Origin of the sequence: Rhizobium hidalgonense, assembly GCF_002914525.1 — a bacterium.
GTDB lineage: Bacteria > Pseudomonadota > Alphaproteobacteria > Rhizobiales > Rhizobiaceae > Rhizobium > Rhizobium hidalgonense.
In genome coordinates this window covers 257,213-269,803 of the sequence record NZ_LODW01000127.1, presented here as the reverse complement: position 1 = coordinate 269,803, position 12,591 = coordinate 257,213, and the positions used below count along the sequence as shown (strand labels likewise).

The window sequence follows — 12,591 nt, the reverse complement described above, 5'->3', positions numbered from 1 at the left end:
ACCAGAAAGCATGGCAAAACGCTTGACTTCCAAGACAGTCGCTCTGCCCTGCCGGGCATCTCCCCCACAGGTGGGGAGATTGGCTGGGCGCAATGGCTTGCCCTGCAACTAGCGCACGTCTACCTCGATAGGTTAGAGAGGGCGCGATGATTTAGCCTCCTGCCGATCTCCCTCCTTGTGGGGGAGATGGCCGGCAGGCCAGAGGGGGGGTGCCACACGGCACGACGAAAAAGGCTTACACCGGTGGGAAGTTTTCTGGCAGTTGTACGTTGTGTCGCGGTCGTATGTGTCATCGGGCCGGTCATGTCCTTGATTGGCGGCTGCGCTTTTCCGTATCCCGCAGTTTGGTCGAAATGTCCTCACTCTCAACATCTCGTCATTGACGGAGAGTTCCGATGCGGAGGCCCGGAGCTTCCTCCCACTCCATCGCAAGTGGCGACTCCTAAGCGGCTTCCGCGCGTGGATCCCTGAACGAGTTTCAGATCGGCGCACCGCTTTCCATGACCCGATTGCAATTCGCGCTCAAGCGCCTCGCGATCGTGAGGAAGTAGCGGCGAAGGCGCGCGAGATGCGGTTCGCGTAAGAAATCCCGTCCTCGCAGGAGATCTCGGTCAGATCTGCAGATACATTCGCTTACAAAAATGACGGTTTCCCGACACATCCCAGGTTCAATCATCGACTGAAATGGCGATGCGGCCAACGAGCCGGAACGATCAATTCAGGAAGGATGACATAATGAAAATGATCCAGGCGATAGTGCTCGCCCTTGCTCTCGGCGGCGCGGCGACGGCGCAGGCGGAACAGCCGTTGCAGCGCACCGATCTCATCAAGAATGATATCGATGTGCCCGGCCACGAGGCCGTTCAGGTGCGGGTCGATTTCGCCCCCGGTGTTCTCGCTCCCCGGCATTCTCACCCTGGCGAAGAGATCGCCTTCGTCATCGAGGGAACGCTGGAATACCAGCTCGAAGGCAGACAGCCCGTGACCCTTCAAGCCGGCCAATCCCTTTTCATCCCCTCCGGCGTCGTCCACTCGGCCAAGAATATCGGCAGCGGCAAAGCTTCGGAACTGGCAACCTACATCGTCCGCAAGGGCGAAGCGCTGGTCGTGCCCGCCAAGTAGAGCCAACTCGGATCGGGGCGCGCGGCAAGCGCCCGCCCCTTCGTTCGATTCAGGATGACGCAGAAGCGCGCAGCCTGTTACTGCTGAGGCTGTGCCGGCGGCGGGGTGCCGATCTTTTCCAGAACCTTCTTGGCGAGCGCCGGGTCGCTCTGGGCGGCCGTCAGGATCGAAGAATATTCCTCGACCGAGATGTCGTTGGAGGCTTGGACGGTGTCGACCATCTGCTTCTTGGCTTCTTCCTGCAGCCTCTGCTTCGCAGCCTGGTCCTTAGTTGCGTCGATCTTGGCCGAATATTGCTGGCGGACCTTGTCGACCTGCAGATAGGCAACGGCAAAGGCTTCCAGTTTCTGATCGCTGACCGGGGCGGCCGCACCGGTGCCGCCGCTCTGTCCCTGCATCGGCGCCTGGCCCTGAGCAGGCGGCTGGGCTTGCGCCTGGGCAAGCTCGGTCGCGGATGCCGAACTGAAGGCAAGCAGGCTGAACACCGCGGCGGTCATCGTTGCGAGGGATGTGTAACGAGTGATCATTTTCATTCCTTTTCCGGTGATTTGGACGGCAGCAAGGCCGCCTCGGTCGATCGCTCAGCCGCTAGAAAAGGCTGGCGAGGCCGCGACGATGAAGCCGGAAAAGGGCTCGGTGCGGCGGTAATGGGGCCATTTTCTGACAATTGAGCGGCGACTTTGTGACCAAAACTCAACCCTACCGCGCAAACCTGCGCGCCCCAGCCACGCAGAGAATAACGGCAATCGTGACGGCAAGCATGATCCACGTGACCGGTTCGTGCAGCAGGGTTGCGGCAAGCGCCAGGCCGAAAAACGGCTGCAGCAGCTGCAGCTGGCCGACGGCGGCGATGCCGCCTTGCGACAGGCCGCGATACCAGAAGATGAAGCCGATCAGCATCGAGAACAGCGAGACATAGGCAAGACCGATGAGCGCCGGCGGTTCGATTTCCGCCAAGCTCGCCGGCCGGTAAAGAAATGCCACCACGGCCATCACCGGCAGTGACAGCACCAGCGCCCAGGAAATCACCTGCCAGCCGCCGAGCGTGCGCGACAACCGGCCGCCTTCGGCATAACCGAGGCCGCAGACGACGATCGCCGCCAGCATCAAGATGTCACCGACCGGTGATGCCGTCAGGCCCTGCGTCAAGGCGAAGCCCGCCACCAGCGCACTACCGAGGCCGGAGAACAGCCAGAAGGCCGGCTTTGGCCGTTCTCCGCCGCGGATCACCCCGAAGATCGCCGTCGAGAGCGGCAGCAGGCCGATGAAGACGATGGAATGGGCCGACGTGACATGCTGTAGCGCCAGCGCCGTCAGCAGCGGGAAGCCGACCACGACGCCGAGTGCGACGACGACAAGGGAGATGAGATCGCGTCGGCTCGGCCGCTTCTCGCGGAAGGCGATCAGCAGGCCGAGCGCCAGAATGCCGGCGATTGCTGCCCGCGCGACGGTCAGGAAGACCGGATCGAACTGCATCACCGCCACACGCGTGGCCGGCAGCGATCCGCTGAAGATCAGCACGCCGATAAAACCATTGATCCATCCCGATGCCATGCGGTCCATGATGCGCTGCACTCCTTATTTGCTGCCCCCTTATCGGCCGATAGGACTGTTTATGACAGTGACAGTCTGATACAGTTTTGCAAAACTGTTATGGTTCAGGAAGCAGTACGGATGGATGAAAACGCCGCGGGGCGCACCCGCATCGACATGGTCGTCGCGACGATCCGCCAGCGCATCGCCGGACGCAGCCTGACGCCGGGCGCCAAGCTGCCTTCGGTCCGGGGACTGGCGGCGGCGCTGAAGCTGTCGACCTCGACCGTCGTCGACGCCTATGAGCGTCTCGTCGCCGAGGGCGCGATCCTGGCAAGGCCAGGTTCGGGATTCTACGTCGCCAACCAGGCAGCCCCCTTTGCGCTTGCCGAGACCGGGCCGAAGCTCGATCGCGCCGTCGATCCCTTCTGGATATCGCGGCAATCGCTGGAGGCAGACGAAAGCGACCTGAAGCCCGGCTGCGGCTGGCTGCCGCCCGCCTGGCTGCCCGGCGAAGGCATGCGCCGCGGGCTGAGAACGCTTGCCCGCGCCGACGCGGCAGCCCTTGCCGACTACGGTTCGACGCTCGGCCTGCCGCAACTGCGCCAGCTGATTTCCAGGCGCATGGGCGAACGCGGGATCGAAGCCTCCCCCGATCAGATCATGCTGGCCGATTCCGGCACCCAGGCAATCGATCTGCTCTGCCGTTTCCTGCTGGAACCCGGCGACACAGTGCTGGTCGACGATCCCTGCTATTTCAATTTCCACGCTTTGCTGCGTGCCCACCGAGCAAAGATCGTCAGCGTCCCCTATACGCCCTCCGGTCCCGATATCGCGCTGTTTGCTGAAGTCGTCGCCGAGCATCGGCCGCGGCTCTACATCACCAACTCAGCCATCCACAATCCGACAGGCGCAACGCTGTCCCCGGTGACGGCCCATCGGCTTCTGAAACTCGCCGAGCAGTTCGACCTCACCATCATCGAGGACGATATCTTCGCCGATTTCGAATATACGCCGGCGCCGCGCCTGGCGGCCTTCGACGGGCTCGAGCGGGTCATCCATATCGGCAGCTTTTCGAAGACGCTTTCGGCCTCGGCCCGCTGCGGCTTCGTTGCCGCAAAACCGGAATGGATCGACGGCCTGACCGACCTCAAGATCGCCACCTCCTTCGGCAGCAGTCGGCTGACGGCGGAGCTGGTGCTCAACGTCTTGAGCGACGGCGGCTACCGCAAACATGTGGAGACGCTCCGACAGCGGCTCTCCCGGGCGATGAGCGAGGTCTCGACGAGGCTGAAGGGCTTGGGGATAGTGCCGTGGCTTGAGCCGCAGGCCGGAATGTTCCTGTGGTGCCGCCTGCCCGATGGCATCGATGCGGCCGACGTGGCGCGGGCCGCGCTGGAAAAGCGGATCGTGCTGGCGCCCGGCAATGCCTTCAGCCTGTCGCAATCGGCGACCAATTTCATGCGATTCAATGTGTCGCAGACGCTGGATACGCGGGTATTCGAGGTGCTGGGGGATGTGTTGAAGGTCGCACGATAAGGCTTGCAGCACCACCACCCATCAAAACGACCGATTGACCGCCTTGTCGTTTTCGAGGCGGGTCACGCAGCCTTCGAGCTTGGCGAGCAGCAGATCGAAATCGAGCGGCTTGGTCAGATAGTCCGCCGCGCCGCCACGCAGGCCGGCGAGCGTATTTTCCCGATCGGTCAGCGCCGTCAGCAGGATGAAGGGGATGTTGGAGAACTCGGGGTGGTTGATCTGAATTTCGGCCAGCAGCTGGTGGCCATCCATAACAGGCATGGAAACATCGCTGATGACGATGTCGGGCCATTTCGAAAGGATCATTTCCAGCCCTTCGGCACCGTTCGAGGCCTCGAGCGTCTTGTAGCCGGCTTCGCCCAACTCTTCGACGAGGAGGTTCCGGATCTCGACTTCATCTTCTATGCACAGGACTGTAACCATAAGCTTTTCCCTAAGCTGCGACGTGTTGATCCGACAATAGAGAGCCTATTGGCAGACGAATGGTGAATGTTGTGCCCTTGCCGAGCGCGCTCGTCACCTCGACGGTGCCGCCATGCAGTTCGATGACCTGCTTGACGACATTGAGGCCGATGCCGGTTCCGGCAATGCCCGTCGCGCTGCGGGCGCGATAATAGGGCTGGAACAGTTTCGGCAGATCCTCCGCATCCATGCCGATGCCGCTGTCGGAGATGGCGATCTCCAGCGACTTCTCGTCGGCCCGGGCGCGAACGTGAATGTCGGGCGCGTTGGGCGAATATTTGACGGCGTTCGACATCAGGTTGGTGAACACCTGTTCCATCGCGCTGCGGTCGAACGTCAAGCTCTCGGGTATGGGCTCGAGATCGAGGTGGAACAGATGCGCACGACTGAGCTGGCGCTGTCTGTCGCAGCAGGTGACGAGCAAGGCTTTCAGATCGCCTTCGCTGCGCTTCAGGGTAATCCCGGTTTCGAGCCTGCCGCTGGCGAGGATGCTTTCCATCAGGTCGACCATGCGCACCACCGCGCTGCGGATCACGCCGGCTTTTTCGTGAACGTAATCGCCGCTGACATTGGTGGTCGAGCGGCAGAGCCGCTGGGCGGCGGCGTCGATGATGGCGAGCGGCGTGCGAAACTCGTGCGAGGCCATGGCAACGAACTGGCGCTGGAGCGCATTCACCTGGCGTTCGTGCACCAGCAGCCGATCCAGCTCCTCTCTCTGCCGTTCGATCTCGGCCGTTCGATCGGCCACCATTTCTTCCAGGTGGTTGCGGTGGTGGGTGAGTTCGGTCTGGCTGTCCAGCAGGGTCAGCGAGGTGCGATGCAGACCGCGTCCGAGCCAGAAGACGACAGCGATCAGCAGCGCCAGGCAGCCAAGCCCAGCCGGCGCGATTTGTTGAAGCAGCATGAATCCGGGCAGGATCGGCGGCCAGACGAGATAGCCGATCGTGCCGCCGTCATGGGACGAGACCGGCACTTCGGCCCGCTCGCCGTTACTTTTCAGCGCGAAATGCAAGCCTTCGAGGCGCGCATAATGGGCGATGCTTTCGACGGCTTTTCCATCGATGAACTTGACCGAGACGGCAATGAACTCCTGGCCTGCGTCGATCTGCATTCTGGCCGAGCTCGGCAGAATGGGCCGCGCGCTTGCGATCGCCGGCCGATTGCCGATCATGATCGTGCGAACCGTCGCCAGTTGACCAAGCGGTTTGGTGCCGGGCTTTGCAGCCTGCTCGACAAGAACTGCGCGCATCGCTCCGGCGAGCGCGGTCATTTCCTGGCTGTCGTCGCTGCCAAGCCGCGGCGGCACGGCGTCCGCGCCGTCGCGGAACGCAAACATCAGGCGATTGGTATCGTCAAAGATATAGGTCCTGTCGTGCCCGAAATACCGGCTCGTCCACAGGCCGACATTGTCGAGCAGCCATTCATGGTTCCGCTGCTTGGCATAAAGAAAGGCGTCGTCCCATTTGGCAATGCTCTCCTGTTCGCGGGGAAGCGCCGCGATCTGCTCTTCCAATCCTTGGCCGACAAAATCGGCCTGCCGGCGCAGCGAGAGATCATCGACCTTTATGGCGGCGAGCCACGCAAATCCGCAGAGCAATACAGCCGCCGCGCAGGTGAGTGTCACCAAGACGAAGGTAATGTGGGATGTTAGCCTGACCTTCAATTCTGCAACCTTTTGATGGCGCCCGCTGCCGAGAAATTGACACGCAAAGGTTGACGGAGCGTGAATTATACGCTCCCCTGAAGTCCGCGGCAGGCCTTCGAAGGCAGTCGCGACTCGTCGAAGGAGAAGCGCATGGACGCCGCCGCATCGTCAGATACGTCAGGCATCAGGATCGAACCAATCGCTGCTGCCCATATCGACAGCTTTCATCGTGCGCTCGACGTCGTTGCGCGGGAGAAAAAATACCTGTCCATGCTGGAAGCAACGCCGCTGCCGGAGACACGCGCATTCGTGATGGGCATGATTGCAAAAGGCAATCCGCAATTCGTGGCTATCGCGCAAGACGAGGTCGTCGGCTGGTGCGACATCGACCGGCATTTCTTCCCGTCGCACGCCCATCGCGGCAAGCTCGGAATGGGGATCCTTCCCGCCTATCGCGGCCAGGGTCTTGGACGAAAGCTCATCGAGACGACGTTGAGAGCCGCGCAGGAGGCCGGCTTTATCAGGGTCGAACTCGATGTTTACCAGGACAATCTCCGGGCGCTCGCCCTCTATGAAAAAACGGGGTTCGTGCGCGAGGGCATAATCCGCCGCGCCGCGCGTATCGACGGCCGGTTCATCGATGCGATCGGGATGGCGCTTTTGTTCGAAGAGGATGGGCCGGCATAAATCGGAGTATCGTCAGCGTTTTTGGACAATAGCGCGGCAATCAATTGGATCGGCGCAGCGCTCATAACCTATCCTTAGGGGTCAGCGAACGGGCTTCTGATCGAGTGAATCGCGAACCTGGCAGCAGGCACGAACACTTTCGTCGTTTTAACGATCGGGCATTTGGCCGGTCCCACGGCATCCTCGGTGAGCTCCGCTCGGCGGAGCCGAGATGTGCGCAATCGGTTAAAGGGATTTCGAGCAAGCCGTGGGCACCGTTTAGGACGCCCCGCTCACGAAGTGATCATCGCGCTTCTTAGGAAACACGTCATGCCGTCAGGCTTCTTTCACCCGGCCTGCTCCTATCGGGCGAAAGCCTCGAACGGATTGTCGTGGGTCAGGCGCATCAGGGTCCCGTCGTCCACGCCTCGCCGTCTTAACTCGGGCAGCAGGACCGTGGAAAGATGGGTGTAGGGCTTGGGTGTCCCGCCCATCGGCAGCGCCGGATCGTACCAGCCCCGGTCATGGCTCAACAACAGGCGGTCGCCGCAACCAGCCTCCAGCGCCCTGATCACCAGCTCGGCCACCTCGTCGTCCCCGGCCCGGCCGACATGGTCATACTCGATCCAGGCACCTCGCTGGGCAACGGCAAGATTATAGGCGAAGTCTTTTTCTTCCTGCGTGTGAATGGAGATGAACCTGTCGGCCCGATAGCCTTCCGCCTCGATGACATCGAGCTGATCCATGACGACCCGTCCCCTGATCGTATGACTGCCGATGACGGCGTCCGTCTGCGCCGCGGCGCGCGCCGCTGCCCGCAGGATTTTCGTCTCGAGCGCCGTCATGCCGTCATCACCGGCGCTGAGCTTGATCCAGCCTGCCTGGAACCCGATCTCGTCGATCTGCTCCGTCAGCTCGCGCAGCATCCACGCCTCCAGCTCCCGCTCGGACGCATGGCGGACCCATTCGGGAATCCAGGGTTCACGGTAATTGCCGGTGGGAACGACGATCGGAAAATCCGTCGCCAGTGATACGGCAAGATCGATATCCGCACGGCGTCCGACGCCGCCCGTCGAACATTCGACCAGTGCCGTGACCCCGAGCTTCTTGATGCGCTCGATTTCAGGCGCCATCAACCGAACCACGTCTTCGGTTTCTGCTTCCGCATAACCGGGCTGGTCGGGTGTCCTGAGGTCGACGAAGACGTGCTCGTGCGGCAGGATCATTCCAAGTTCGGGTTTGCTCTTGGGCCCGAGCGTCGTGCGCAGATATTTCAAAGTCTTCCCCCGGTCACGCCAGCTTTGCGTCCAGGCCGACACCGAAGCCTCGACACTGCCGCCAAACTAGATTGTCAGGTCAGGAAATCAATCGCTCACCCGATCGAAATTCTGACAACTGGGACATAGATGCCAACGATTTGGGAGCCGGTTTCTTGGCGCGCTGACTATCGCATGGGAGAGTTATGCCGCATCGGCCGCATCTACTTCGGCCGGCTGATGGCGCGGATCTTGCCGCTGCCGCCGCCACCGCAGAAGAAGCAGTCGCCGCCGTCGGATTCGAGGCCCGAGACGCCGGTGCCTTCGGGCATGTCGAGCCGCTCCAGCACTTCTCCGGTTTCGGGGTCGATGCGCCTGACGTCGCTGTCGTCGCCCTCCCAGGTGCCGTGCCAGAGCTGGCCGTCGACCCAGGTGACGCCCGTCACGACGCGGTTGGATTCGATGGTGCGCAGGATCTTGCCGGTCTCCGGATCGATCTGATGGATCCTGCGGCCGCGGTGCTGGCCGACCCAGAGCGTGCCTTCGGCCCAGGCAAGGCCGGAATCGCCGCCATTGCCGGGCGCCGGGATCGTGGCCAGGATGCGGCCGGTCTTCGGGTCGACCTTGTGAATGACATCCTCGGCGATCTGGTAGAGAAACTCGCCGTCGAAGGCAGTTCCGGCATGAGACGCGACCTCAACCGAGCGCACCACCTCACCGCTTTCGGGATCAAGCGCGTTCAGCCTGTCACCCGAGGCAAACCAAATGTGCTCGCCGTCGAAGGTAACGCCATTGACGCGGTCAGTGCCAGGAAAAGGCCCATATTCACGCAGGATATTCGCAGCTGATTTTTTCATCTTTTCCTTCCCTATTACAATTCGGGCCATCCTAATCGCTCGGTAGCGGTCCGGGGAGTAACAAGATCGTCGGGAAACCCGACAGCGGCGGGCTCATCCAACGCCGTGCCCGCCCACGCCCCAGCGATTGCACCTTGCCGGCACCGGCCAGCGAATCCAGCGCGCGCTGCACGGTGCGGGAGCTGGCCCCGAGCGCGATCGCCAAAGCCGAACTCGACCATGCCTCTCCGTCGGCCAGAAACGCCAGCACCGCTCCATGAGACCCCTCGACGAGTGGCGCCAGAACGGCAATTTCCCCGGCGCCGCACGGCGAAAGCGCAAAACCGCGCTTCGTCGCCGAAACCTCCGCCAGTCCCCGCAGTTCAGCGCGCAGCCGGCCGATCTCGACCCGCAGCCGCGCGCGATGCGATTCATCGGCATGTTTGCCGCGGAAGGCGCGCGTTATTAGCGTGCCTCTTGCCGCATCCCCGGGCCAGGCTTCGGCCAGCGTGCGGGCAAGTGCAAACAGCACTGGCCGCGTCGCCAGCGAAACGGCGGCGCCCGCACTCCACATCACATGGCGGCAGGCATCGACGACAAGCGTGCCGGAGGAAAGCAGCGCCTCCACCTCGGCGAGCAGCAGCGGGTGTTCCTCTCCGTGCGACATCAGCCGTGCCGCCGGGGTGTCGAGCACCAGCGCGGCAGTTTCGACCTCCGCCGTCAAAGCGGGGATAGCGGCCGCGCGCGCCGCGAGCCTTGCCCGATCGAGGGCGCTGCGAGCTGCCTGCGTCTGCAGGCGCCGGACGGCGATGCCGGCCGTCACCAGCTCGTGGGCGGCCCGCAGCGCCGGCGGCAACGGTGTCGGATCGAGGGCTGCGAGCGCGCGCTCGGCCTCGTCGAGGCGGCCGATCAGCACCAGCCTGCGAATGGCGACGTTGCCCGCATGGGCGGCATTGATCCTGTCGCCATGCGCTTCCAGCACCCTGCGCGCCGCTTCCAACGCCTTCGGCGGCCAGATGAGATCACGCGAGACGAGTGCGATCTCGGCCTCGGCGACCACGCAACGCGCCCGCGCCACCGCCTCCCGCGGCCCGAAGGCGCGCGCCGCACTCTTCAACAGGGCCTTGGCGCGCGCGAGGTCGCCAAGCTGCGCCATCGCAATACCGCGCAGCGCAAGCGCCGGCGCATCGTCGCGCAGCGCCACCCGCTTCAGCGCGCCGAGCGCGTCACCCGTTGCCAGCGCCCGCGCCGCTGCTGTGATCAGCGAGTCCATTCAAATCCCGTCACACTTGTCACTCCCGCCATTTCGCTACCCGGCCGTAGTCTTCGTTCAACGGCCGCAACCGAGCCGGATGCTACGACGAGAGACAGGCAAAGGAGAAGACCCATGACGGCAATACCGAATGCGACGCGCCAGCCGTGGCTGGCAGCAAGGCTCGATCTGCTTAAGGAAGAAAAGGAACTGACACGGCGGAGCGACGCGCTGGCGGTCAAACGCCAGCAACTGCCCCGCGTCAGGATCGACAAGCAATACCGTTTCGACACCGAAGGCGGCGGTGCCTCGCTGAAGGATCTCTTCGGCGGGCGCTCGCAGCTTCTGATCTATCACTTCATGTTCGGGCCGGATTACAGTGCGGGATGCCCCTCCTGCTCCTCGATCGCCGACGGCTTCAACGGCGTCTTCGTCCATCTGGAAAACCACGACGTCGCCTTCTGGGCGGTCTCGCGGGCGCCGCTTGAAAAACTTGAGGCCTTCAAGCGGCGCATGGACTGGAGCTTTCCCTGGGCCTCCTCGGACGGCAGCGATTTCAACGCCGATTTCAGCGTCTGGTTCAGCGCCGAAGACCAGCGTCAGGGCGGTATAGAATATAACTATCGCCGCGAACCGCCCGCCCCCGAACCGGTCGCCGGCCAAATCGTGCAGCAATGGCAGCAGCCTGAGGGAGAAGGCCCGGTCGCCCAAATCGCCGCCATGACCGGCACCGATATCATGACCTACACCCGCGACCGCCCGGGCGTCAGCGCCTTCGAACTCATCGACGGCGCCGTCTACCACAGTTATTCCAGCTATGCGCGCGGGTTGGACGGCCTCTGGGGCATGTACCAATGGCTCGACCGCGCACCGAAGGGCCGCAACGAAACCGGAATCTGGTGGCGCCATCACGACCGGTACGGCAAGGAGTGATGCCGATGTTGCTTCAAACCCCTGAGAGAGGCGACGGCAAGGCTGCCCTCAACGCCGCCGAATGGCTGTCGCTGGCCGCCGCCGACGACGGATCCGCCGGTAGATCGAGCGGGAGCATGGCTAGCCCGACCGGCCGGATCGCCGCCCGCGCTGCCGACCGGCTGGCGCTCGCCGCCGCCCCGACGTTCGCGCTCATGGCGCTGCTGACGGTTGCGACCGGCAGCGCTGACATGATCTGCACCACGACGCCGGATAACTTCCCGATCGGCGGAATGGTGCCGATGTATCTGCTGATGAGCGGCTTCCATCTGACGCCCTGGCTGCGGCTCGCCGCCGGCTGGCGGGCCTGAGTCTTCGATAATGACGCCGCCACATCTCTCCGTCATTCCGGTGGCCTCAGGGCTTTGCCCGAGGGATGTCACAGGAATGACGGAGATTGGGATGGCGTTCTCGCCGAACTTTCTGCTGAAGAGTCATGGCGGGGCGATAGGCTTGCCCGCTCAGCAGCACCGCCCCTCAGCCGTCTCCGGCATTATCTCCCTGCAGGCGGACCCAAGTTCACGCCCTCACCTCGATAAACCCGATCGGCCCGCCGGCAACATCATCATCGAAGACCGCGCACGAGAGCTTGCCGCCGAAGACGCAGGCGCTGTCGATGTTGGTGCGGTTTCCTGTCGTCACCGGGTTGGACAGTGACGGTGTATGGCCGTGGACGAGGTGTTTGCCCCAATAGTCTTCAGACAAACCGGGAGGAAACCGGATCCAAAGAAGATCGCCCGCACTCTGCTGTTCCAATGGAAATGCCGGGTCGACACCGGCATGGACGAAGATGCGATGCTGATCGACATGCAGCAACGGACGATCGGCCGCCCATCGCAGATGCTCGTGCGGAACCCTGCCGCCATAGGATATTTCGGTTTCCAGCCCGCCATTGCCGAGCCATTGGGCTCTGTTGTCGCTGTCGGCATAGGCAGCGGCCATCATATCTTCATGATTGCCTTTGAGGCAGATCCACGACCACTGGCCCCAGGGGCCGGCAATGATCCGGTCGAGGACACTTTTGCTGTCAGGCCCGCGATCGACATAGTCGCCAAGGAAGACGACCGTGCCTTCAGACGCATAAGCCTCGATCTGATCGATCATCCTGTTCAGCGGATCGACGCAGCCGTGAATATCGCCTATGGCGAATGTGTAGCGCATATCTCCCTTTTAGCGCCTGTCGTAAGCAAGGTGAAGTCAGGACCACCGCGGCGGATCTGAGAGAAATCTGACTCATTTCCCGGCACTTACAGCGATTGCCTCGCCTTTGGCTTGAGTTCGCATATGGACCGTCGCGAACGTCCGCCC

Annotated in this window: 13 protein-coding genes; 5 read left to right on the top strand and 8 right to left on the bottom strand. The window is 62.8% G+C overall.

The features are described from left to right. The first annotated feature begins 735 nt into the window (after positions 1 to 735). Entirely contained in the window at positions 736 to 1,122 is a 387-nt protein-coding gene (locus ATY29_RS34800; protein ID WP_097534213.1) for a cupin domain-containing protein, read from the top strand. Positions 1,123 to 1,199: 77 nt separating this feature from the next. Here the strand turns inward: ATY29_RS34800 and ATY29_RS34795 are convergent, their stop codons facing one another. After that, positions 1,200 to 1,649 carry a DUF4168 domain-containing protein gene (locus ATY29_RS34795; protein ID WP_097534240.1) on the bottom strand — a complete coding sequence of 150 codons (450 nt, stop codon included), beginning with the start codon at positions 1,647 to 1,649 and terminating at the stop codon, positions 1,200 to 1,202. Between the two features lie 172 nt (positions 1,650 to 1,821). Further along, a complete protein-coding gene (locus ATY29_RS34790) occupies positions 1,822 to 2,685 on the bottom strand; it encodes a DMT family transporter (protein WP_097534238.1) in 864 nt (287 codons plus the stop codon). Between the two features lie 90 nt (positions 2,686 to 2,775). Between ATY29_RS34790 and ATY29_RS34785 the strand changes: the two genes are divergently transcribed. Continuing rightward, positions 2,776 to 4,194: an aminotransferase-like domain-containing protein gene (locus ATY29_RS34785; protein ID WP_097534211.1), complete on the top strand. Its 1,419-nt coding sequence runs from the start codon at positions 2,776 to 2,778 to the stop codon at positions 4,192 to 4,194. Positions 4,195 to 4,215: 21 nt separating this feature from the next. On the opposite strand, the gene ATY29_RS34780 is transcribed toward ATY29_RS34785, so the two are convergent. After that, positions 4,216 to 4,617, bottom strand: a complete 402-nt coding sequence (locus ATY29_RS34780; protein ID WP_003564594.1) for a response regulator — start codon at positions 4,615 to 4,617, stop codon at positions 4,216 to 4,218. A 10-nt stretch (positions 4,618 to 4,627) separates the two neighbouring features. Next, complete coding sequence (locus tag ATY29_RS34775) at positions 4,628 to 6,319, bottom strand: sensor histidine kinase (RefSeq protein ID WP_097534209.1); 1,692 nt, start codon at positions 6,317 to 6,319, stop codon at positions 4,628 to 4,630. 132 nt (positions 6,320 to 6,451) lie between these two features. On the opposite strand from ATY29_RS34775, the gene ATY29_RS34770 reads away from it, so the two are divergent. Continuing rightward, a complete protein-coding gene (locus ATY29_RS34770) occupies positions 6,452 to 6,988 on the top strand; it encodes a GNAT family N-acetyltransferase (RefSeq protein ID WP_003564598.1) in 537 nt (178 codons plus the stop codon). 341 nt (positions 6,989 to 7,329) lie between these two features. Here ATY29_RS34770 and ATY29_RS34765 read toward each other — a convergent pair whose 3' ends face one another. The 3 genes from ATY29_RS34765 to ATY29_RS34755 all read right to left on the bottom strand — a co-directional run bounded on the left by ATY29_RS34765 (position 7,330) and on the right by ATY29_RS34755 (position 10,332). Next, positions 7,330 to 8,244, bottom strand: a complete 915-nt coding sequence (locus ATY29_RS34765; RefSeq protein WP_025416528.1) for a phosphotriesterase family protein — start codon at positions 8,242 to 8,244, stop codon at positions 7,330 to 7,332. Positions 8,245 to 8,447: 203 nt separating this feature from the next. Next, a complete protein-coding gene (locus ATY29_RS34760) occupies positions 8,448 to 9,080 on the bottom strand; it encodes a Vgb family protein (RefSeq protein WP_003564603.1) in 633 nt (210 codons plus the stop codon). 31 nt (positions 9,081 to 9,111) lie between these two features. Next, a complete protein-coding gene (locus tag ATY29_RS34755; RefSeq protein WP_003564605.1) occupies positions 9,112 to 10,332 on the bottom strand; it encodes a hypothetical protein in 1,221 nt (406 codons plus the stop codon). 114 nt (positions 10,333 to 10,446) lie between these two features. Between ATY29_RS34755 and ATY29_RS34750 the strand changes: the two genes are divergently transcribed. Together ATY29_RS34750 and ATY29_RS34745 are read left to right on the top strand one after the other, a co-directional pair. After that, positions 10,447 to 11,244, top strand: a complete 798-nt coding sequence (locus ATY29_RS34750; protein ID WP_097534207.1) for a DUF899 domain-containing protein — start codon at positions 10,447 to 10,449, stop codon at positions 11,242 to 11,244. 5 nt (positions 11,245 to 11,249) lie between these two features. Then, positions 11,250 to 11,594 (top strand): hypothetical protein, encoded by a 345-nt coding sequence (locus tag ATY29_RS34745; protein WP_097534236.1) that lies wholly within the window; start codon positions 11,250 to 11,252, stop codon positions 11,592 to 11,594. Positions 11,595 to 11,802: 208 nt separating this feature from the next. Here the strand turns inward: ATY29_RS34745 and ATY29_RS34740 are convergent, their stop codons facing one another. Beyond that, positions 11,803 to 12,444 (bottom strand): metallophosphoesterase family protein, encoded by a 642-nt coding sequence (locus ATY29_RS34740; RefSeq protein ID WP_025416531.1) that lies wholly within the window; start codon positions 12,442 to 12,444, stop codon positions 11,803 to 11,805. Positions 12,445 to 12,591: the final 147 nt, after the last annotated feature.

What these genes read in the sequence shown, in the direction of transcription:
- ATY29_RS34800 (WP_097534213.1), top strand. Translation starts at nt 736, where the DNA reads ATGAAAATGATCCAGGCGATAGTGCTCGCCCTTGCTCTCGGCGGCGCG.
- ATY29_RS34790 (WP_097534238.1), bottom strand. Translation starts at nt 2,685, where the DNA reads ATGGACCGCATGGCATCGGGATGGATCAATGGTTTTATCGGCGTGCTG.
- ATY29_RS34745 (WP_097534236.1), top strand. Translation starts at nt 11,250, where the DNA reads ATGTTGCTTCAAACCCCTGAGAGAGGCGACGGCAAGGCTGCCCTCAAC.
- ATY29_RS34780 (WP_003564594.1), bottom strand. Translation starts at nt 4,617, where the DNA reads ATGGTTACAGTCCTGTGCATAGAAGATGAAGTCGAGATCCGGAACCTC.
- ATY29_RS34785 (WP_097534211.1), top strand. Translation starts at nt 2,776, where the DNA reads ATGGTTCAGGAAGCAGTACGGATGGATGAAAACGCCGCGGGGCGCACC.
- ATY29_RS34760 (WP_003564603.1), bottom strand. Translation starts at nt 9,080, where the DNA reads ATGAAAAAATCAGCTGCGAATATCCTGCGTGAATATGGGCCTTTTCCT.
- ATY29_RS34750 (WP_097534207.1), top strand. Translation starts at nt 10,447, where the DNA reads ATGACGGCAATACCGAATGCGACGCGCCAGCCGTGGCTGGCAGCAAGG.
- ATY29_RS34770 (WP_003564598.1), top strand. Translation starts at nt 6,452, where the DNA reads ATGGACGCCGCCGCATCGTCAGATACGTCAGGCATCAGGATCGAACCA.
- ATY29_RS34755 (WP_003564605.1), bottom strand. Translation starts at nt 10,332, where the DNA reads ATGGACTCGCTGATCACAGCAGCGGCGCGGGCGCTGGCAACGGGTGAC.
- ATY29_RS34740 (WP_025416531.1), bottom strand. Translation starts at nt 12,444, where the DNA reads ATGCGCTACACATTCGCCATAGGCGATATTCACGGCTGCGTCGATCCG.
- ATY29_RS34795 (WP_097534240.1), bottom strand. Translation starts at nt 1,649, where the DNA reads ATGATCACTCGTTACACATCCCTCGCAACGATGACCGCCGCGGTGTTC.